The organism is Kitasatospora sp. NPDC091257 (assembly GCF_044757675.1).
Lineage (GTDB): Bacteria > Actinomycetota > Actinomycetes > Streptomycetales > Streptomycetaceae > Kitasatospora > Kitasatospora lactacystinica.
Genome location: NZ_JBIVVI010000022.1, coordinates 1 through 18888 on the forward strand (window position 1 = coordinate 1; position 18888 = coordinate 18888).

The following is an 18888-nucleotide window of genomic DNA, read 5'->3' on the forward strand; positions in this document are numbered from 1 at the left end:
CCACACCGCGCTACCGGTGGGTAGGCCCCGCGTACGGGGAACGTGCGGGGAAATGGGGCCGCTCGCGCGCGGTGGCATAGGGTCGGGCGGGTGGACCGCAAAGACTTCTCCAACCCGGCGTTCGTCGGCAAGAGCATCCCGAACCCCGGCTTCTCCGACGACGACGGCACCGCCGACCCGGCGCTCACCGAGGCCCTCGCGCGCTGGTCGCAGGACGGCGCGGCCGAGTCGGAGGTGCTGGCGGCGCTGACCCCCACCCGGCTGATGGTCCCGATCGTCGCGATCCTCGGCGAGGTCGAGGTGGACGCGCACGGGCACCGGCACGAGAAGACCAGCGACATGGCCATCCCGGTGCTGGAGGCCCCGGACGGGCGCCGCGCGCTGCCGGCCTTCACGTCGCTGGAGGCGCTGGCCCGCTGGCGCGCCGACGCCCGTCCGGCGCCGACGGCGGCCCCGCAGGCCGCGATGGTCGCCTTCTCGGAGCGGGCCGACACGCTGCTGATCGACCCGGCCGGGCCGGTGCCGTTCCGGCTGAGCGGCGCCCGGCTGCGGGCGCTGGCGGAGAACCGGCCGTTCCTGCCGCCGGCCCTGGACCCGGAGGTGCGCGAGGCGGTCCGCGGGCTGCTGGCGGCGGAGCCGCAGGTGGTTACCGGGCTGCTGGCGGGCTCGGAGGGCTCCGACGGGGTGCTCGCGGTGGTGTTCGACCCGGCGCTGGACCAGGCGGGGCTGCAGGCGGCCGCGCAGCGGGTCGGGCGGGCGGTGGCCGCGGACCCGCTGCTGCGGGTGCGGCTGGACCGGGGGCTGGACCTCGCGGTGCTGCCGGCGAGTGCGGAGCTGCCGGGGGAGCCGCTCTACCGGCGTTGACGGAGCGGGAGGTCCGGCCCGCGCGTGCCGGACCTCCCGCGAGCGGTCTCAGGAGTAGACCGGCCCGGTGAACTTCTCGCCCGGGCCCGCGCCCGGGGCGTCCGGGACGATCGAGGCCTCGCGGAAGGCGAGCTGGAGCGAGCGCAGCCCGTCGCGCAGCGGCGCGGCGTGGAAGTTGCTGATCTCCGGGGCACCGGCGGTGACCAGCCCGGCCAGTGCGGTGATCAGCTTGCGGGCCTCGTCCAGGTCCTTGTCCTTGTCGCCGCCCTCGGCGAGACCGCACTTGACGGCGGCGGCGCTCATCAGGTGCACCGCGACGGTGGTGATCACCTCGACGGCCGGGACCTCGGCGATGTCGCGGGTGAGGTCGTCGAAGCCGATCGCGTCGTCGTCCGCGCCGGGGTTCTGGGTGGGCTCGCTGCTCAAGGTGGGCTCGTTCCATCGTGTTCGGTCTGTCCGTACCCATGGAGCGTACAAGGGCCCCTTCGGTACCAGGACGCGGCCGTATCCGCGCCGGGAGGCGGCCGTTCCCCGCGCCGGGAGGCGGCCGCGCGAAGGGGCGGAATGGCGTTCGCCCCCCCGACGCTGTAAGCTTCGAGACTGACCGGCCGGGATCCCGTATGGGCACTCGGCCAGCAAGTGGAGGCTCCACTGAGGAGGCCCGAGAGGGCAACCGCGAAAGTCTCCCACCTGGTCGGCCTCAGGGTCGACGGGTCCCGGTCCGCGACGGGCGCCCCTGGCGCCGAGTCGCCGCAGCGCCCCTCACCGGGCGTCGCCCCCGGTTGTGTGGAGCCCCGCTTGTACCGAGCGGGGCTTTTTTCGTGTGGCGGTGTACGTACCGGACAGCGCAGCACGAATGAAGCCCCGCCCAGTGGTCGAGTCCACTACGTGCGACCGCCGTCCGACGGCCGCATCGCAGAAGGTGCAACCGAGGAGGCCCCATCAGCACCGAGCCCCGCATCAACGACCGGATTCGCGTCCCCGAGGTGCGACTCGTCGGTCCCAGCGGCGAGCAGGTCGGCATCGTGCCGCTTGCCAAGGCGCTGGAGCTCGCGCAGGAGTACGACCTCGACCTGGTCGAGGTCGCGGCGACCGCCCGGCCGCCGGTGTGCAAGCTCATGGACTACGGCAAGTTCAAGTACGAGTCGGCCATGAAGGCCCGTGAGGCGCGCAAGAACCAGGCGCACACGGTCATCAAGGAGATGAAGCTCCGGCCGAAGATCGACCCGCACGACTATGACACCAAGAAGGGTCACGTCGTCCGGTTCCTCAAGCAGGGCGACAAGGTCAAGATCACGATCATGTTCCGCGGTCGTGAGCAGTCCCGCCCCGAGCTGGGCTTCCGTCTGCTTCAGCGGCTTGCCGACGACGTCCAGGACCTGGGCTTCGTGGAGTCCTCGCCCAAGCAGGACGGCCGTAACATGATCATGGTCCTTGGCCCGCACAAGAAGAAGACCGAGGCGATGGCCGAGGCCCGCGCCCTCGCGGACGCCCGCAAGGCCGAGCGTCAGGGCCGCACCGCCGGCTCCGACGCCGCTGCGGACACCGAGGACGAGGACGTTGTGACCGAGGTCGAGGACGTCGAGGTCGAGGACGTCGTGACCGAGGACGAGGACGTCGCGACCGAGGCGCAGGACGCCCCGGCCGAGGCGCCGGCCGTCGAGGCCGACGCTCCGGTCGAGCAGCCGGCCGCCTCCCAGGGCGCCTGAGCCCTCACCGGCCAGGAGGCCCGGGAGACCGGCCCCCAGGGTGACGGGGCGGCCCGCCCGGTCACCGCAGATCCATCCAGTTCACGCCCGCGCGGCGCACGTCGCGCGGGCGCGGACGGGACTGACGAGGAGATACGGCGAAATGCCGAAGCAGAAGACGCACAGTGGCGCCAGCAAGCGCTTCAAGATCAGTGGCTCTGGCAAGGTGCTGCGCGAGCGCGCCGGCCGCCGCCACCTCCTGGAGCACAAGCCCTCGACGCTGACCCGCAAGCTGGCCGGGACCGTCGAGCTGGCCCCCGCTGACGCCAAGAAGATCAAGAAGCTTCTCGGCAAGTGATCGCCCTCCCGCCCGGCGCGAGCCGCGAGCGGGGCAGCTGATCCTTCCCGACCCATTCGAATGACGGACCACGTGAAGTAGTCCGTGGTCCAACCCAAGGAGTAATCAAGTGGCACGCGTCAAGCGGGCAGTCAACGCCCACAAGAAGCGCCGGGTCATCCTGGAGCGCGCCAGCGGCTACCGTGGCCAGCGTTCGCGCCTGTACCGCAAGGCCAAGGAGCAGGTCACCCACTCGCTGGTCTACAACTTCAACGACCGCAAGAAGCGCAAGGGCGACTTCCGTCAGCTGTGGATCCAGCGCATCAACGCTGCGGCCCGTGCCAACGGCATCACCTACAACCGCTTCGTGCAGGGCCTGAAGGCCGCCAGCGTCGAGATCGACCGCAAGATGCTGGCCGACCTGGCCGTCAACGACCCGGGTGCGTTCGCCTCCCTGGTCGAGGTCGCCCAGAAGGCGCTGCCGGCCGACGTGAACGCCCCGAAGGCCGCCGCCGACGCCGCCTGATCTTCCGAGATCGGTTGAGCTCTGACCGGACCCGCAGGCTCGCCTGCGGGTCCGGTCCTGCTTTCCCCCTCCTTCAGCGCCTCCGGAGAACGAGACCATGCCGAGCACCGACACCCCCCTGCTGACCTCCCTGCGCTCGCCGCGCGTCGTGGCCGCCCGCCGGCTGGCCAAGCGCAACCAGCGCACCAAGGAGCGCCGCTTCCTGGCCGAGGGCCCGCAGGCCGTCCGGGAGGCCATCGCCTTCGGCAGGCTGCCGGGCAGCGGCGAGCACGCCGTGGTCGAGGTCTACGCGACCCCGGAGGCCGCCGAGCGGCACGCCGGCATCGTCGAGGCCGCCCTGGTCGAGGGACTGCCGGTGCTGACCGCCACCGACGAGGTGATCGCCGAGATCTGCGACACGGTGACGCCGCAGGGCATCGTGGCGCTCTGCCGCTTCATCGACACCCCGTTCGCCGAGGTGCTCAAGGCCCGTCCGAAGCTGGTCGCGATCCTCGCCCACGTGCGCGACCCCGGGAACGCCGGCACGGTGCTGCGCACCGCCGACGCGGCCGGTGCGGACGCCGTGGTGCTCACCGACGCCTCGGTGGACCTCTACAACCCGAAGGCCGTCCGGGCCTCCGTGGGCAGCCTGTTCCACCTGCCGGTGGCGGTCGGGGTACCGGTCGAGGAGGCCGTCGGCAGGCTGCGCGAGGCCGGCGTCCGGGTGCTCGCCGCGGACGGCGCGGGGGAGCGCGACCTGGACCAGGAGCTCGACGAGGGCACCCTGGGGGCGCCCGGCGCATGGGTGTTCGGCAACGAGGCCTGGGGGCTTCCGGAGGAGACCCGCGCGCTCACCGACGAGGTCGTGCGCGTCCCGATCCACGGCCACGCCGAGAGCCTCAACCTGGCCACCGCGGCGGCGGTCTGCCTGTACGCCTCCGCCCGCGCCCAGCGCTCGCCCGGCGGCTGCCGCTCGAACGCCTGACGCACCCGGGGGCGCGTCAGGATCCAGGCGGCAAGCCCTACTGCGCGGGCCTGGGAGGCGCTAGGGTCTGCCTCGGTGGGGGGAACGGCACGGTGGGTAATCGGGGAGGCAACCCATGGTCGGCAGCGGACCCGAGCTCGACCCGGACGACCTGCCGGACGGCCTGGTGGTCGCCGACGCGCTGGGCCGGGTGGTCTGCTTCAACCGGGCCGCGGCCCGGCTCACCGGCGTGCTCCCGCAGGCCGCGCTCGGCAGCGGGCTGGAGGACGTCCTCCCGCTGGAGGACCTGGACGGCCGCCGCTGGTGGCCGCTGACCGACCCGTACGGCGGCCTGGCCACCCGCACCCGCCAGCCGGAGCGCAACCTGCTGCTGCCCGGGGGGCGCGAGGTGCTGGTCTCCGCCCGGTACGTACGCAGCGCGCCGGGCGGGCCGCTGGAGCGCCTGGTGATCGCCCTGCGCGGCACCGAGGCCCGGCGCCGCACCGAGCGCAGCCACGCCGAGCTGATCGCCACCGTGGCGCACGAGCTGCGCTCCCCGCTGACCAGCGTCAAGGGCTTCACGGCGACGCTGCTGGCCAAGTGGGAGCGGTTCACCGACGGGCAGAAGCGGCTGATGCTGGAGACCGTGGACGCGGACGCCGACCGGGTCACCCGGCTGATCGCCGAGCTGCTGGACATCTCCCGGATCGACTCCGGCCGGCTGGAGCTGCGCAAGCAGGTGGTCGACCTGGCCGCGGCGGTGCGCCGGCACGTCGAGCGCAAGGTCGCCACCGGCATCCCCGAGGACCGCTTCGACATCCGGATCGGCGAACAGCTGACCGTCCTGTGGGCCGACCCGGACAAGGTCGACCAGGTGCTGGCCAACCTGCTGGAAAACGCGGTGCGGCACGGCGAGGGAACTGTCACCATCGAGGTGGCACCGGCCAAGGAGGTCGTCGAGGCGCCCGTCTGGGAGCGCAGCGGCACCCCGCCCCGCATCGTGGAAGGCACAGCGGTCACCGTGAGCGACGAAGGCAGCGGCATCCCCGAGGAGTCGATGCCCCGCGTCTTCACCCGCTTCTGGCGCGGCTCCAAGCGCGGCGGCACGGGCCTGGGCCTCTACATCGTCAAGGGCATCGTGGAGGCCCACGGCGGCTCGATCCGCGTCGACCGCGCGCCCGGCGGCGGCGCCCGGTTCCGATTTATCCTGCCCGCCGGGGTGCCCGACTTCATGCTCTGAAGGAGCATGAACGACAAGCACGGCATGCTCTGAAGGAGCATGCACGGCAAGCGCACCGCGTACTCGGAGTTCCCGAGCAGGTCGGGCGTCGTCTCCCCGGACGGGCTTCGCGGCAGCGGTGATACCCGCTGCGACTACACTCGACCTTTGGCGTTGGCCCAAAGACCTTGAGCACGGACGAGCAGGAGCACGGGAAAGATAGAGATGTCGGCACCCAACAAGTCGTACGACCCGGTCGAGGTCGAGGCCCTCAAGCCCGAGGTGGTGGAGCAGGCGCGGGACGAGGCGATCGCCGCGTTCGCCGCCGCCGGCTCCCTGGACGAACTGAAGCAGGCCAAGGTCGCCCACACCGGCGACCGCTCCGCGCTCTCGCTCGCCAATCGCGAGATCGGCGCTCTGCCCCCGCACGCGAAGGCGGCGGCCGGAAAGCTGATCGGCCAGGCCCGCGGGGCGGTCAACCAGGCCCTCGCCAAGCGGCAGGCCGAGCTGGAGGCGGAGCGCGACGCCCGCGTGCTGGTCGAGGAGGCGGTGGACGTCACGCTGCCGTACGACCGCGCCCCGCGCGGCGCCCGGCACCCGCTGACCACGATGGCCGAGCTCATCGAGGACACCTTCGTCGCGATGGGCTACCAGGTCGCGGAGGGCCCCGAGGTCGAGGCCGAGTGGCTCAACTTCGACGCCCTCAACCTGGGCCCGGACCACCCGGCCCGCTCGATGCAGGACACCTTCTTCGTCCAGGCCCCGGACGGTTCCGCCGACTCCGGCGTGGTGCTGCGCACCCAGACCTCCCCGGTCCAGGCCCGCACCATGCTCGACCGTGAGCCCCCCGTCTACGTGGTCTGCCCGGGCCGGGTCTACCGGACCGACGAGCTGGACGCCACCCACACCCCGGTCTTCCGGCAGGTCGAGGGCCTCGCGGTGGACGAGGGCATCACCTTCGCCGACCTCAAGGGCACCATCGAGGTGCTGGTCGAGAAGCTGATCGGTGGCGGCCTGGAGCTGCGCTGGCGCCCGTCCTACTTCCCGTTCACCGAGCCGAGCGCGGAGATCGACCTCCAGTGCTTCGTGTGCCGCGGTGCGAGCGTCGGCAACCCGGACCGGCCGTGCCGGACCTGTTCCTCCGAGGGCTGGATCGAGCTCGGCGGCTGCGGCGTGGTCAACCCGCGGGTGCTGGTCGCCTGCGGCGTCGACCCCAACCGCTACAGCGGCTTCGCCTTCGGCCTGGGCCTGGAGCGGATCCTGATGAATCGTCACAACGTCGCCGACATGCGCGACATGGTCGAGGGTGACGTCCGCTTCACCCTCCCGTTCGGGATGGAGATCTGATGCGCGTCCCGCTTTCCTGGCTGCGCGAGTACGTCGACCTGCCGGCCGGCGAGACCGGCCGTGACGTCGCGGAGCGCCTGGTCCGGGCCGGCCTGGAGGTCGAGACCGTCGAGCAGATCGGCACGGACCTCAAGGGTCCGCTGGTGGTCGGCGAGGTGCTCTCCATCGAGGAGCTGTCCGGCTTCAAGAAGCCGATCCGGCACTGCTTCGTGAACGTCGGCGACGCCAACGGCACCGGCGAGCCGCAGGAGATCGTCTGCGGCGCGACCAACTTCGCCGTCGGCGACAAGGTCGTGGTCGTGCTCCCGGGCGCCGTGCTGCCCGGCCCGTTCCCGATCGCGGCCCGCAAGACCTACGGCCACACCTCGGCCGGCATGATCTGCTCCGCCCGCGAGCTGGGCATGGGCGACGACCACGACGGCATCATCGTGCTCCCGCCGGAGTTCGAGCCCGGCACCGACGCCATCGAGCTGCTCCAGCTCGTCGACGAGGTGCTCGACATCGCCGTCACCCCGGACCGCGGCTACTGCCTGTCCATGCGCGGCGTGGCCCGTGAGGCCGCCGCCGCGTACGGGCTGCCGCTGGCCGACCCGGCGCTGCTCGACGTGCCGCCGGCGAACTCCTTCGGCTACCTGGTGAAGGTCAACGACCAGGCCGGCTGCGACCGCTTCGTGGCCCGTACGGTCGTCGGCGTCGACCCGAACGCCAAGTCCCCGATCTGGCTGCAGCGCCGGCTCCAGAAGTCGGGCATCCGCCCGATCTCGCTGACCGTCGACATCACCAACTACGTGATGCTGGAGGTCGGCCAGCCGCTGCACGCCTACGACAAGCAGCGCGTGTCGGGCCCGATCACGGTCCGCCGGGCGGAGCAGGGCGAGAGCCTCACCACCCTCGACGGGGTCGAGCGCAAGCTCTCCGCCGAGGACCTGCTGATCTGCGACAACAGTGGCCCGATCGGCCTGGCCGGTGTGATGGGCGGCGCCTCCACCGAGATCCTCGACCCGGCCGCGGGCCCGGGCACCACCGAGGTGATCATCGAGGCGGCGCACTTCGACGCGGTCGCCATCGCCCGCAGTGCCAAGCGGCACAAGCTGCCCTCCGAGGCGTCCAAGCGCTTCGAGCGCGGCGTCGACCCGGAGGCCGCCCGCGCCGCCGCGCAGCGCGCCGTCGACCTGCTGGTCCTGATCGCCGGCGGCACCGCCGAGGCCGGGGTCACCGACATCGCGGCCCCGCACCCGGTGCGCACCATCACCATCGCCGCCGACCTGCCCGACCGGGTGGCCGGCACCGGGTACGGCCGCGAGACCGTCACCCGGCGCCTGCAGGAGATCGGCTGCTCGGTCTCCGGCGCCGACGTCCTGGAGGTCACCCCGCCGACCTGGCGCCCGGACCTCACCGACCCGTACGACCTCGCGGAGGAGGTCATCCGGCTGGAGGGCTACGACAACGTCCCCGCCCGGATGCCCGACGTTCCCCCGGGCAAGGGCCTGACCGAGGCCCAGCGGGTGCACCGCCGGATCGGCGTCGCGCTGGCCGGGGCCGGCTACGTCGAGGTCAACAACTACCCGTTCCTCGGCGAGACCGCCTTCGAGGCGCTCGGCCTGGAGGCGGACGACCGGCGCCGCCGCACGGTGAAGCTGGTCAACCCGCTGAACGACGAGGAGCCGGCGCTGCGCACCACGCTGCTGCCGGGCCTGCTCGGCGCGCTGCGGCGCAACGTCGGCCGGGGCAACACCGACCTGGCGATCTTCGAGACCGGCACCGTCTTCCTGCCCAAGGACGAGCTGAGCGTGGCCCCGCGTCCGGCGGTCGACCACCGGCCCAGCGACGAGGAGCTGGCCGCGCTGGACGCCGCGCTGCCGGACCAGCCGCGCCGGATCGCGGTCGCCCTCGCGGGCGAGCGGCTGCCGTCGGGCTGGTGGGGCAAGGGCGCCCAGGCCTCCTGGGCGGACGCCGTCGAGGCGGCCCGCACGGTGGCCCGGGCGGCCGGCATCGAGCTGACCGTCCGGCAGGGCCAGCTGGCCCCGTGGCACCCGGGCCGTTGCGCCGAGCTGCTGGTGGCCGGCACCGACCGGGTGGTCGGCCACGCCGGTGAGCTGCACCCGCGGGTGGTCAAGGCGCTCGGGCTGCCGGCCCGCACCGCCGCGATGGAGATCGACATCGACCTGCTCACCGCCGACGGCGCCGAGCGGGTCGGCGGTCCGACCGTCTCCGGTTTCCCGGTGGCGACCCAGGACGTCGCGCTGATCGTCGACACCGCTGTCCCGGCCGCCGAGGTCGAGGCCGCGCTGCGCTCCGGCGCGGGCGAACTGCTGGAGGCCATCCGGCTGTTCGACGTGTTCACCGGTGAGCAGGTCGGCGAGGGCAAGAAGTCGCTGGCGTACGCGCTGCGCTTCCGCGCGACCGACCGCACCCTGACCGCCGACGAGGCGACCGCCGCCCGCGAGGCGGCCGTCGCCGAGGCTGTCGCCCGCACCGGCGCGGTGCTGCGCGGCGTCTGACGCGGCCGTAGTACCCAGGAGGGCCCCGCCCCGGACCACGCGTCCGGGGCGGGGCCCTTTCCACTTCCCCGGGTTGACACTGCCCCGGGTTGACGGTGCGTCGGTCCATCGTTTATCTCTTTACCTATGGAAGTAGATAAAGACGATGCCGACCAGCCCTCCCCGATCGAGTTCCGCCTGGACCCGGCCTCCGGCGTCCCGACCTACCTGCAGCTCGTGCAGCAGGTCGAACAGGCGCTGCGGATGGGCTGGTTGACCGAGGGGGACCGGCTGCCCCGGGTGCGCGAGGTGGTGGCCGGGCTGGCGATCAACCCGAACACCGTGCTCAAGGCGTACCGCGAACTGGAGCACCGCGGCCTCGCGGCCGGCCGCCGGGGCCAGGGCACCTTCGTGCGGGGCCTGCCCGCCGGGGTGGTGCCGCTGCGCGAGCGGGCCGCGCTGCGCCGCGGGCTACTGGACTGGATGCGCTCGGCGCGGACCGCCGGGCTGGACGAGGAGGGGATGGCCGCGGTGTTCGAGGACGCGCTGCGCGACCTGCGCGAGGACCGGGGCGGGGTGGTGGCCTGATGGCCGTGGACACGGTGATCGACTGCGCCGGGCTCGGCAAGCGCTACCGGCGCTCCTGGGCGCTGCGGGACTGCCGGCTCGCCCTCCCCGCCGGGCACGTGGTGGCCCTGGTCGGCCCCAACGGCGCCGGCAAGACCACGCTGCTCAGCCTGGCCGCCGGACTGACCCTGCCGAGCGAGGGCGCGCTGACCGTCCTCGGCGACCAGCTGCCCGGCTCCCCGCGCGCGTTGGACCGGATCGGCTTCGTCGCCCAGAACGCCGCGCTCTACCCCGGCGTGCCCGTGCGCGACCTGCTGGCGATGGGCCGTCACCTCAACCGCCGCTGGGACGACGCCCGGGCCCGTACCCACCTGGACGGCCTGGGCATCCCGCTGGACCGCAAGTACGGCCGCCTCTCCGGCGGTCAGCAGGCCCAGGTCTCGCTCGCGCTGGCACTCGCCAAGCGCCCCGAACTCCTGCTGCTGGACGAGCCCCTGGCCGCTCTCGACCCGCTCGCGCGGCACGACTTCATGGCCGTGCTGCTGACCGCGGTGGCCGAGGACGGGATGTCGGTGGTGTTCTCCTCGCACGCCGTCAACGAACTGGAGCAGAGCTGCGACTACCTGGTGGTGCTCGGCGCCGGCCGGGTCCAGGTCGCGGGGGAGGTGGACGACCTGCTGGCCGGCCACCGGATGCTCACCGGCCCGACCGCCGAGGCCGACCGGGTGGCCGGACAGCTGCCGGTGGTCCGCGACCGCCGGGCCGGCGCCCAGTCCCACCTGCTGGTCCGCACCGGCGGCGTGGACGCCCCGGTCTCCGGCTCCTGGCACCAGCAGCGCGTCGGGCTGACGGAGTTGGTGCTCGCCTACCTGCGCGAGCCGGCCGCCTCCGCCCTCCCCGGCCCGCGCGGGGCCGTCCACCCGAACGAGAAGGTGCTGCTGCCGTGAGCTCCCTGTCCCTCGCCCCGCCCCGCTCCGCCGTCCTGCGGGCGGCCGGGCTGCGGCACCGGCCCGCGCTGCTGACCCTGCTGACGGTGATGGCCGCGATCTCCCTCGGGCTGCTGGTCCACGGCTGGTACCTGCACGACGGCCTGGCCCGCACCGGCGCGGCCTCCTGCGACCCCTCCACCGACGCCTGCATGGCCATGTACAAGCAGTTCCTGCGCGAGTACGGCGACGGCCTGCTGGCGCTCGACTCCGTGTTCTACGTCCTCGGCGGGGCCTTCGGGGCCTTCCTCGGAGGCCCGCTGCTGGCACGGGAGTTCGAGCACGGCACGGTGCGTTTCGCCTGGACCCAGGGCGCCGGGCGGACCCGCTGGACGGTGGGCGGCCTGGTCATGGGCGGCGCGGTGCTGGCCGTCGTGGCGGCGCTGTTCGGGCTGCTGCTGCGCTGGTGGAGCGGGCCGCTGACGCTCCGGGTCGGGGGGTTCAGCCCGGAGGTCTTCGTGCAGACTCCGCCGGTGCTGGTCGGACGGGTGCTGGTGGCCTTCGGGGTCGCGGTGCTGGCCGGTGCGGTGCTCCGCCGTACGGTGGTCGCGGTGGGGGCCGGCCTGCTGGCCTCGGTCGCGCTGCCGTTCCTCGCCCACTCCGTGCGCGCGCACTACCTGCCTCCGCTGGAGGACGCGGTGCACTCCATGAAGCCCATGGCGCTGGACGACCGCTGGGTGCTGAACGTCTGGTTCTCCGACCCGGCCGGGAAGCGGATCCCGACCGGCGCCTTCTACGACATCGGCGGGGACTTCGCCCACCTCCAGGAGCTGGTGCGCGACGGCGGCTACACCGCGCACGAGGTGTACCAGCCGGCGAGCAGGTTCTGGCCGTTCCAGTTCATCGAGTTCGGCTGGACGCTCCTGCTCGCGGTGGCGCTGTGCGCGGCGGCGGTCTGGTGGGTGCGGCGCCGGGCGTTCTGAGCCCCGGCCGCCAAGATCTCTTGAAGAGGTTCCGTCAAAACCCTTGCGGGAGTGCGGCGTCAGGGCTTTTCCTTTTTCTCGTTAGGAAAGTTTCCTAACCCACGAGGAATCGGAGCGTCCCATGCGCCCTCAGCCCCGTCGTGCCCTCCGCATCGCCCTCGCCGCCGCCCTGGTGGCCGCGCCGCTGACCGTCGCGGCCACCTCGGCGGCCCAGGCCGCCCCGTCGCCGGCCGCCGCCGTCCAGTTCAAGGGGGTCGGGCTGGACGACCCGCACAAGAAGGACATCGCCATGCAGCTGGTGTCCAGCGCGGAGAACTCGTCGCTGGACTGGAAGGCCCAGTACAAGTACATCGAGGACATCAAGGACGGCCGCGGCTACACCGCCGGCATCATCGGCTTCTGCTCCGGCACCGGTGACATGCTGGACCTGGTCCAGCACTACACCGACCTCAAGCCCGGCAACATCCTGGCCAAGTACCTGCCGGCCCTGAAGAAGGTCAACGGCAGCGAATCGCACGCCGGCCTCGGCTCCGCCTTCGAGAAGGACTGGGCCACCGCCGCCAAGGACACCGTCTTCCAGCAGGCCCAGAACGACGAGCGCGACCGGGTGTACTTCAACCCCGCCGTCAACCAGGCGAAGAGCGACGGCCTGCGCGCGCTCGGCCAGTTCGCCTACTACGACGCCATCGTCATGCACGGCCCGGGCAACAGCTCGGACAGCTTCGGCGGCATCCGCGCCGCCGCCATGAAGAAGGCCAGGACGCCCGCCCAGGGCGGCGACGAGGCCACCTACCTCAAGGCCTTCCTGGACGCCCGCAAGGTGGTCATGAAGAAGGAGGAGGCGCACTCGGACACCAGCCGGGTCGACACCGAGCAGCTGGTCTTCCTCAACGCCAAGAACTTCGACCTCAACCCGCCGCTGAAGTGGAAGGTCTACGGCGACAGCTACGCCATCAACAGCTGACGCCCCGACAGGCGAAAGGGCCCGGTGGCCGTGAACCGGCCGCCGGGCCCCGCCGTCCGTCCCGCCGCGGGTGTCAGGCGCTCGCGGTGTAGTCGTAGAAGCCCCGGCCGGACTTGCGGCCCAGCAGGCCGGCGTCGACCATCCGGGAGAGCAGCGGGGGAGCGGCGTACAGCGGCTCCTTGTACTCGTCGTACATCGACTCGGCGATCGAGACGATGGTGTCCAGGCCGATCAGGTCGCACAGCCGCAGCGGGCCCATCGGGTGGGCGCAGCCGGCCTCCATGCCCTTGTCGATGTCCGAGGCGGTGGCCACGCCCGTCTCGAACATCCGCACCGCGGACAGCAGGTACGGCACCAGCAGCGCGTTGACCACGAAGCCGGCCCGGTCACGGGCGCGGATCGGCTCCTTGCCGAGCACCTGGGAGGCGAAGGCCTCGACCCGCTCGGTGGTGGTCGCCGAGGTGGTCAGGGTCGGGATGACCTCGACCAGCTTCTGCACCGGCGCCGGGTTGAAGAAGTGCAGGCCGATCACCTGCTCCGGGCGGCTGGTGGCGGCGGCCAGCTTCACGATCGGGATCGAGGAGGTGTTGGAGGCGAGGATCGCGTCGCGGCGCTCGACCACCCGGTCCAGGGTCTCGAAGATCCGGACCTTGATGTCCTCGCGCTCGGCGACGGCCTCGACCACCAGGTCGCGGTCGGCGAAGTCGGACAGCTCGACGGTGAAGGACAGCCGGGCCAGCGCCTCGTCCCGCTCCTCGGGCGTCAGCTTGCCCCGCTTGACGGCCGTCTCCAGGGAGTTGGTCAGCCGGGTGCGGCCGAACTCCAGCGCCTCACCGCTGGCCTCCGACACCAGGACGTCCAGCCCGGCCCGGGCGAAGACCTCGGCGATTCCCGACCCCATCAGGCCGCAGCCGATCACTCCGACGCGCGCGATGTCACTCACTCAGTTGCCCTTCGACGGTGCTGGGGGTCGCCCAGCCAGCGGGTGGCCCAGCGAGCTGCTGGACAACGGGCCGGTGCGCCGGAATGGGTGCACCGGTCACCGCCCCGACGACGTTACTACTCCGTACCGGCCAGTAGGTCACCCCCTCCCCGGCAGGGTGCCACGGCCGGGAGTCCCCCGAACGAGTGAGGCGGCGACCCCGGACCCGTGTGCCCGGGCCCGGCTCCGCCCGGCGCCCGACAGAATGCCGCAGACGGGGGCCGGGGGCGGAAGAGGACAGGGCCGGGCACGCGAAGGGAGTACGGGGTGTCGACGGGATCGCTCGCAGGACAGGTTGCCCTGATCACCGGGGCCGGCCGGGGCATCGGCCGGGAACTCGCCATCGGCCTGGCCGCCGAGGGGATGTCCGTCGGCCTGGTCGGCCGCACCCACGAGACACTGACCGACACCCTCAAGGAGTGCGTCAGGCGCGGCTCCCGGGGTGTCGCCGTGACCGCCGACGTGACCCGCCCCGGCTCGGTGCGCGAGGCGGTCCGGCTGGTCGAGCGCGACCTCGGGCCGATCGACCTGCTGGTCAACAACGCCGGCCTGGTCGACCGCGCCGAGGTGCCGCTCTGGGAGACCGACGCCAACCAGTGGTGGCAGGTGATCGAGACCAACCTGCGCGGCCCCTACAACCTGCTGCGCTGCGTCCTCCCCGGCATGGTCGCCCGCCGGCGCGGCCGGGTGATCAACCTCAACTCCGGCTTCGCCCTGCGCCCGGACGGCGACTACACCGCGTACGCCACCTCCAAGGGCGCGCTGCTCCAGCTCTCCGACAACATGGCGGACTCGCTGGCCCGCAACGGCATCGTCGTCCTCGACATCAGCCCGGGCGCGGTGGCCACCGACATGACCGCCGGGATGCCGATGTTCAAGGGCACCACGGACTGGGGCTCCATCCCGTACATGGTCGCGGTCACCGTGGACGCGGCCCGCGGCCGCTTCGACGGGCTGCACGGGCGCTTCATCCACGCCGGCCGGGACGACCTGGAGGAACTGGTCAACCGGGCCGACGCGATCTGCGCCGCGGACGCCCGCACGCTGCGGCTGCGCCCGTACAAGGACGACGACCCGATGGTCTGACCAGGGCTTTCAGGCGCAGAGCCGGCTGGCGGTCACCGGCGTGAGTCCCGCCTTGGCCAGGCCGTCCAGGATGCCGGGCAGCGCGTCCACCGTGCACTGGTGCCCCATGTGCAGCGCCACCACCGAGCCGCCACGCACCGAGTTCAGCACCCGGCGCTGCAGCTCGGCGGCCGAGGGGTCGTTGTAGTCGCGCGGGTCGACGTCGAAGGACAGCACGTGCTCGTACCCGACCGCCCTGGCCTGCTCGCGCACCATCGGGGTGGCGTACTGCGCGGCGGAGGGGCGGAACCAGCGGCCGATCGAGCCGGTGAGCCGCTGCAGGCGCTCGGCGCACTGGGCGATCTCGGCGCGCGCCTGGTCGGGCGCCATGGCCGAGATGTTGAGGTGGTTCTGGGTGTGGTTGCCCAGCTCGTGGCCGCCGTCCAGGATCCGCCGGGCCATCTGCGGCTGCTGGTCGAACCAGCTGCCGACGACCATCACGGTCACCTTGGCGCCGCGCTGCTCGGCGGCCTCCAGCAGGGCGGTGGCCAGCTTCGGGTCGCCGCTGCCGTGGAAGGTGAGCGCCACGTTCCTCCCGGTGCGCGGCCCGTACGCGACCTCGGCCGGGGTGCCGGGCGCGAGCGGCGGCAGCACGGGCGGGGCCGGCGGGGCGGAGGGCTGGGCGGCGGCCGCGGCGGCGGTCGGCCCACCGTCGGGCCCGGGTTCCGCCGGGGCGGTGGGCGCGGGGGAGGCCGGGCCCTCCGCGCCGTTCCAGGCCGGGTCGGTGGTGTGCTGCGGGTCCACGGTCCCGGGGTGCGCGGCGAGTGCCCCCGGGTCGGCCCGGCGGAGCGTTCCGGTGCCGCACGCGGTGAGCAGGCCGCCGGTGGCGGCGAGGGCGGCGATCCGGGCGGTGGCGCGCAGTACGGTGCGGCGGTCGGCAGTCATCGGCAGCCAGCATAGAGAGGACGGCTCCGGCGGGCGATCCGACCCGACCGGGCCCGCACCGGCTTTGACGTGCACACACCCTGCGACCGGGTGTTGCGTAAACCTGAACTCCCGCTGTTTCCGCGGTGTGTCCTTGGATACGATCACCGCGCACCGTGAGTTGACCGGCGGTGGCCAAACTCTTCCGGCATTGCGCATTGGGGGCGGACAGGATGTACGAGGACGGCGCGGCGACCGGCCGGAGCACGGACACCGAGTGGGACTGGGCCAGAGCCGAGGACTGGCAGCCCCCGAGCGAGCTGGACACCGGTGTCCCGCACACCGCCCGGATGTACGACTACTACCTCGGCGGCAAGGACAACTTCGAGGCCGACCGCAAGGCCGCCCAGGCCGCGATATCCGCCTACCCCGCGCTGCCGCTGCTGGCCCGCACCAACCGGCAGTTCCTCGGCCGCGCCGTGGAGTTCGTCGCGAGCCGGGGCGTGCGCCAGTTCGTCGACATCGGCACCGGCATCCCGGCGGTCGGCTCCACCAACGAGGTCGCCCAGCGGGTCGCCCCGGACGCCCGGGTGGTGTACGTGGACAACGACCCGATCGTCGCCACCCACGCCCGCGCCCTGCTGGCCGGCCACCCCACCGGGCACACCTCGGTGATCGAGGCCGACCTGCGCGACCCGGCCGCCATCCTCGGCCACTCCGCGCTGGCCGACGCCGTCGACCTCTCCCGGCCGGTCGCGCTGATGCTGGTCGCCGTGCTGCACTTCATCCGCGACGAGGAGGGTGCGCAGCAGATCGTCCGCACCCTGCGCGACGCGCTCGCCCCGGGCAGCGCGCTGATCCTCTCCCACGGCAGCCCCGACTTCGCCTCCCGCGAGAGCGCCTCCGAGGGCACCCGCATCTACCGCAGCGCCAGCGCCCCGCTCGTGCTGCGCCCGCGGTCCGGCGTCGAACCCTTCTTCGGCGACTTCGAGTTCGCCGGCCCCGGGCTCGTCCAGCTCCCGCTCTGGCGCCCCGTCGCGGGCCACGTGCCCACCTCCGAACTCCCCGAGGGCTGGCAGGACGTCTCGGCGTACGCCGGTGTCGCCTTCAAGAAGTAGCCCCGAGCGTCCCTCGGGGTCCGGTCCCGGTGCCTCCCTCCTGCGCCGGGACCGGACCGTCGAAGCCTAGGGACCGCCACTGACAGTCCCTCACCGTCGTGGGTACCCTGCGACGTGACCACCACCGACCTGCCTCCGCTGCCCCCCGGCGTCGCCGAACTGCTGCGGGCCGTCGACGCCCCGCCCCGCCTGGTCGCCCACCTCGCCCTGGTGCACGAGGTGGCCGGGGAGATCGTCGGCTTTTGCGCCCGCGCGGGCCTGGCCTTCGACCACGAGGCCGTCCTGTACGGCGCCGCCACCCACGACATCGGCAAGACCGTCCACCCCGAGGAGCTCTCCGCCCCCGGCTCCCTGCACGAGCCCGCCGGATACGCCCTGCTGCTCGCCCGGGGCGTCCCCGAGCACCTCGCCCGCTTCGCCCGCGGCCACGCGAGCTGGGACGGACCCGGCGTCACCGTCGAGTCACTGCTGGTCAGCCTGGCCGACAAGGCCTGGAAGAACAAGCGGGTCCCGGACCTGGAGGACCTGGTGGTCGAGCGCCTCGCCGCCGCCGGCGGGCAGGAACGCTGGGAAGCCTTCCTCGCCCTGGACGACCTGCTCACCCGGATCGGCGAGGACGCCCCGCGGCGGCTCGCCGTCCAGGCCGCCCACCCGGTGCGGACCGGGTGAAAATCGGCGCGACACGACGGGCGGGCCGGTGTTAGCTTCCGCGACATGGAACCCCTGAGCGAGAACGAGATCCGCGCGTCCTTCGTCAACTGCTCCAAGGGCGAGGCCCGCCGGCTCAACCTGCCCCGGGGCCTGGCGGAGCTGCCCTGGGAGCACCTGGACTTCCTCGGCTGGCGGGACCAGGGCGCGCCCGACCGGGCGTACCTGGTGGCGCCGTACCAGGGCGAGCCGGTCGGCCTGACGCTGCGCTCGCCGGTGATCCGGCGCAGCCTGACCAAGACCAACGTGTGCTCGCTGTGCATCACCGCGCACGCCGGGTCCGGGGTCGCGCTGCTCGCCGCCCGCCGGGCCGGGGCGGCCGGGCGCGAGGGCAACACGGTCGGCACCTACATCTGCGCCGACCTCGCCTGCTCCCTCTACGTGCGCGGGCTGAAGAAGTCCACCCTGGTCACCCGGCCCGACGAATCGCTGCCGCTGGAGCTGCAGATCGACCGGACGGTGGGCAACCTCGGCGGCTTCCTCGCCAAGGTGCTCGCCACCGCTGCCGTGTAACGGCTCCGGGCCTGTCCGTGCCCGGGCCTCTCCGTGCCCGGGCCTGTCCGTGCCCGCGCGGCCCGGCGCCCGTACGGTTCGGTGCCCGCGCGGCTCAGGTCCGGCGCAGCTGGTCCAGCTCGCGGCGCTCCCGCTTGGTCGGCCGCCCGGCCCCCCGGTCCCGCGTCCCGGCCGCCGCGACGAACTCGCGCGGCGGCCGCGGCGGGCTGTTGTCGACCAGGCACTGCGCCGCGACCTCGGCGCCGACCCGCTTGCGGATCAGCTTCTGCACCACCACGACCCGTTCGTGGCCCTCCTCGCGGACCCGCACCTCGTCCCCGGGCTTCAGCGCCTGGGCCGGCTTGGCCCGCTCGCCGTTCACCTTGACGTGCCCGGCCCGGCAGGCGGCCGCCGCCAGCGCCCGCGTCTTGACCAGCCGGACCGACCAGATCCAGCTGTCCACCCGCACGCTTCCCTCGTGTTCAGCCATCCCCGGAGCCTACCCAAGGCCGGCCGCCGGTCAGCCCTGGGCGGCGCGCGGCGCCTCCTGGACCGCCCAGCCGTTCCCGTCCGGGTCGTTGAAGAACACGAAGTTGTTCCACGCCTCGCCGTGCCCGTCCGCCCGGCCCCCCGCCACGAAGTGCTGGACCGGGCTGACCGCCACGCCCCGCGCCGCCAGTTCGGCGTGCGCCCTCTCGATGTCCGGCACCACCAGCTGGAGCCCCTTGACCGATCCGGGCGGAGAGTCGATCACC

At 73.1% G+C, this 18888-nt stretch carries 21 protein-coding genes; 16 read left to right on the forward strand and 5 right to left on the reverse strand.

The window, feature by feature from the left end; translation table 11 throughout:
* Positions 1 to 90 precede the first annotated feature (90 nt).
* Positions 91 to 864 (forward strand): SseB family protein, encoded by a 774-nt coding sequence (locus ACIQOV_RS02000; RefSeq protein ID WP_401043812.1) that lies wholly within the window; start codon positions 91 to 93, stop codon positions 862 to 864.
* A 48-nt stretch (positions 865 to 912) separates the two neighbouring features.
* Here ACIQOV_RS02000 and ACIQOV_RS02005 read toward each other — a convergent pair whose 3' ends face one another.
* Positions 913 to 1290, reverse strand: a complete 378-nt coding sequence (locus tag ACIQOV_RS02005; RefSeq protein ID WP_329928691.1) for a DUF1844 domain-containing protein — start codon at positions 1288 to 1290, stop codon at positions 913 to 915.
* Positions 1291 to 1805: 515 nt separating this feature from the next.
* Here ACIQOV_RS02005 and infC point away from each other — a divergent pair.
* The 11 genes from infC (at position 1806) to ACIQOV_RS02060 (ending at position 12844) form a co-directional block, all read left to right on the forward strand.
* The gene (gene infC, locus ACIQOV_RS02010; RefSeq protein WP_401043852.1) at positions 1806 to 2573 is read left to right on the forward strand and encodes a translation initiation factor IF-3; all 768 of its coding nucleotides are present in this window, start codon (positions 1806 to 1808) and stop codon (positions 2571 to 2573) included.
* Positions 2574 to 2715: 142 nt separating this feature from the next.
* Positions 2716 to 2910, forward strand: coding sequence for a 50S ribosomal protein L35 (rpmI, locus tag ACIQOV_RS02015; RefSeq protein ID WP_030055648.1), 195 nt, complete (start codon positions 2716 to 2718; stop codon positions 2908 to 2910).
* A 109-nt stretch (positions 2911 to 3019) separates the two neighbouring features.
* The gene (rplT, locus tag ACIQOV_RS02020) at positions 3020 to 3415 is read left to right on the forward strand and encodes a 50S ribosomal protein L20 (protein ID WP_030055649.1); all 396 of its coding nucleotides are present in this window, start codon (positions 3020 to 3022) and stop codon (positions 3413 to 3415) included.
* A gap of 97 nt (positions 3416 to 3512) precedes the next feature.
* Positions 3513 to 4379 (forward strand): RNA methyltransferase, encoded by an 867-nt coding sequence (locus tag ACIQOV_RS02025; protein ID WP_359905921.1) that lies wholly within the window; start codon positions 3513 to 3515, stop codon positions 4377 to 4379.
* 115 nt (positions 4380 to 4494) lie between these two features.
* Entirely contained in the window at positions 4495 to 5598 is a 1104-nt protein-coding gene (locus tag ACIQOV_RS02030; protein WP_401043816.1) for an ATP-binding protein, read from the forward strand.
* Between the two features lie 204 nt (positions 5599 to 5802).
* Positions 5803 to 6924 (forward strand): phenylalanine--tRNA ligase subunit alpha, encoded by a 1122-nt coding sequence (gene pheS, locus ACIQOV_RS02035; protein WP_401043820.1) that lies wholly within the window; start codon positions 5803 to 5805, stop codon positions 6922 to 6924.
* The gene (pheT, locus tag ACIQOV_RS02040; RefSeq protein WP_359905927.1) at positions 6924 to 9425 is read left to right on the forward strand and encodes a phenylalanine--tRNA ligase subunit beta; all 2502 of its coding nucleotides are present in this window, start codon (positions 6924 to 6926) and stop codon (positions 9423 to 9425) included. Before pheS ends, pheT begins: the two co-directional genes overlap by 1 nt.
* 126 nt (positions 9426 to 9551) lie before the next feature.
* Positions 9552 to 9992: a GntR family transcriptional regulator gene (locus ACIQOV_RS02045; RefSeq protein WP_401043825.1), complete on the forward strand. Its 441-nt coding sequence runs from the start codon at positions 9552 to 9554 to the stop codon at positions 9990 to 9992.
* The gene (locus ACIQOV_RS02050) at positions 9992 to 10918 is read left to right on the forward strand and encodes an ATP-binding cassette domain-containing protein (RefSeq protein ID WP_401043829.1); all 927 of its coding nucleotides are present in this window, start codon (positions 9992 to 9994) and stop codon (positions 10916 to 10918) included. The genes ACIQOV_RS02045 and ACIQOV_RS02050 overlap by 1 nt, the downstream gene beginning before the upstream one ends.
* A complete protein-coding gene (locus tag ACIQOV_RS02055; protein ID WP_401043832.1) occupies positions 10915 to 11880 on the forward strand; it encodes a hypothetical protein in 966 nt (321 codons plus the stop codon). The genes ACIQOV_RS02050 and ACIQOV_RS02055 overlap by 4 nt, the downstream gene beginning before the upstream one ends.
* A gap of 121 nt (positions 11881 to 12001) precedes the next feature.
* The gene (locus tag ACIQOV_RS02060; protein ID WP_359905939.1) at positions 12002 to 12844 is read left to right on the forward strand and encodes a chitosanase; all 843 of its coding nucleotides are present in this window, start codon (positions 12002 to 12004) and stop codon (positions 12842 to 12844) included.
* A gap of 73 nt (positions 12845 to 12917) precedes the next feature.
* Here ACIQOV_RS02060 and ACIQOV_RS02065 read toward each other — a convergent pair whose 3' ends face one another.
* The gene (locus tag ACIQOV_RS02065; RefSeq protein WP_359905942.1) at positions 12918 to 13787 is read right to left on the reverse strand and encodes a 3-hydroxybutyryl-CoA dehydrogenase; all 870 of its coding nucleotides are present in this window, start codon (positions 13785 to 13787) and stop codon (positions 12918 to 12920) included.
* Positions 13788 to 14093: 306 nt separating this feature from the next.
* Between ACIQOV_RS02065 and ACIQOV_RS02070 the strand changes: the two genes are divergently transcribed.
* The gene (locus ACIQOV_RS02070; protein ID WP_401043837.1) at positions 14094 to 14912 is read left to right on the forward strand and encodes an SDR family NAD(P)-dependent oxidoreductase; all 819 of its coding nucleotides are present in this window, start codon (positions 14094 to 14096) and stop codon (positions 14910 to 14912) included.
* Positions 14913 to 14921: 9 nt separating this feature from the next.
* Here the strand turns inward: ACIQOV_RS02070 and ACIQOV_RS02075 are convergent, their stop codons facing one another.
* Positions 14922 to 15836 carry a polysaccharide deacetylase family protein gene (locus ACIQOV_RS02075; RefSeq protein ID WP_401043840.1) on the reverse strand — a complete coding sequence of 305 codons (915 nt, stop codon included), beginning with the start codon at positions 15834 to 15836 and terminating at the stop codon, positions 14922 to 14924.
* A 212-nt stretch (positions 15837 to 16048) separates the two neighbouring features.
* Here ACIQOV_RS02075 and ACIQOV_RS02080 point away from each other — a divergent pair, with 212 nt between their 5' ends.
* The 3 genes from ACIQOV_RS02080 (at position 16049) to ACIQOV_RS02090 (ending at position 18154) form a co-directional block, all read left to right on the forward strand.
* Complete coding sequence (locus tag ACIQOV_RS02080; RefSeq protein WP_401043844.1) at positions 16049 to 16933, forward strand: SAM-dependent methyltransferase; 885 nt, start codon at positions 16049 to 16051, stop codon at positions 16931 to 16933.
* Positions 16934 to 17047: 114 nt separating this feature from the next.
* Positions 17048 to 17602 (forward strand): HD domain-containing protein, encoded by a 555-nt coding sequence (locus tag ACIQOV_RS02085; RefSeq protein WP_387693113.1) that lies wholly within the window; start codon positions 17048 to 17050, stop codon positions 17600 to 17602.
* Between the two features lie 45 nt (positions 17603 to 17647).
* Positions 17648 to 18154 (forward strand): FBP domain-containing protein, encoded by a 507-nt coding sequence (locus ACIQOV_RS02090; RefSeq protein WP_387736205.1) that lies wholly within the window; start codon positions 17648 to 17650, stop codon positions 18152 to 18154.
* A 94-nt stretch (positions 18155 to 18248) separates the two neighbouring features.
* Here ACIQOV_RS02090 and ACIQOV_RS02095 read toward each other — a convergent pair whose 3' ends face one another.
* Positions 18249 to 18623: a S4 domain-containing protein gene (locus ACIQOV_RS02095; RefSeq protein WP_359905959.1), complete on the reverse strand. Its 375-nt coding sequence runs from the start codon at positions 18621 to 18623 to the stop codon at positions 18249 to 18251.
* Between the two features lie 30 nt (positions 18624 to 18653).
* A partial coding sequence (locus ACIQOV_RS02100; RefSeq protein ID WP_401043848.1) for a VOC family protein occupies positions 18654 to 18888 on the reverse strand: 235 nt, incomplete at its 5' end.

What these genes read in the sequence shown, in the direction of transcription:
- pheS (WP_401043820.1), top strand. Translation starts at nt 5,803, where the DNA reads ATGTCGGCACCCAACAAGTCGTACGACCCGGTCGAGGTCGAGGCCCTC.
- rpmI (WP_030055648.1), top strand. Translation starts at nt 2,716, where the DNA reads ATGCCGAAGCAGAAGACGCACAGTGGCGCCAGCAAGCGCTTCAAGATC.
- ACIQOV_RS02030 (WP_401043816.1), top strand. Translation starts at nt 4,495, where the DNA reads ATGGTCGGCAGCGGACCCGAGCTCGACCCGGACGACCTGCCGGACGGC.
- ACIQOV_RS02050 (WP_401043829.1), top strand. Translation starts at nt 9,992, where the DNA reads ATGGCCGTGGACACGGTGATCGACTGCGCCGGGCTCGGCAAGCGCTAC.
- ACIQOV_RS02090 (WP_387736205.1), top strand. Translation starts at nt 17,648, where the DNA reads ATGGAACCCCTGAGCGAGAACGAGATCCGCGCGTCCTTCGTCAACTGC.
- ACIQOV_RS02075 (WP_401043840.1), bottom strand. Translation starts at nt 15,836, where the DNA reads ATGACTGCCGACCGCCGCACCGTACTGCGCGCCACCGCCCGGATCGCC.
- ACIQOV_RS02045 (WP_401043825.1), top strand. Translation starts at nt 9,552, where the DNA reads ATGGAAGTAGATAAAGACGATGCCGACCAGCCCTCCCCGATCGAGTTC.
- ACIQOV_RS02025 (WP_359905921.1), top strand. Translation starts at nt 3,513, where the DNA reads ATGCCGAGCACCGACACCCCCCTGCTGACCTCCCTGCGCTCGCCGCGC.
- ACIQOV_RS02080 (WP_401043844.1), top strand. Translation starts at nt 16,049, where the DNA reads ATGTACGAGGACGGCGCGGCGACCGGCCGGAGCACGGACACCGAGTGG.
- ACIQOV_RS02095 (WP_359905959.1), bottom strand. Translation starts at nt 18,623, where the DNA reads ATGGCTGAACACGAGGGAAGCGTGCGGGTGGACAGCTGGATCTGGTCG.
- pheT (WP_359905927.1), top strand. Translation starts at nt 6,924, where the DNA reads ATGCGCGTCCCGCTTTCCTGGCTGCGCGAGTACGTCGACCTGCCGGCC.
- ACIQOV_RS02060 (WP_359905939.1), top strand. Translation starts at nt 12,002, where the DNA reads ATGCGCCCTCAGCCCCGTCGTGCCCTCCGCATCGCCCTCGCCGCCGCC.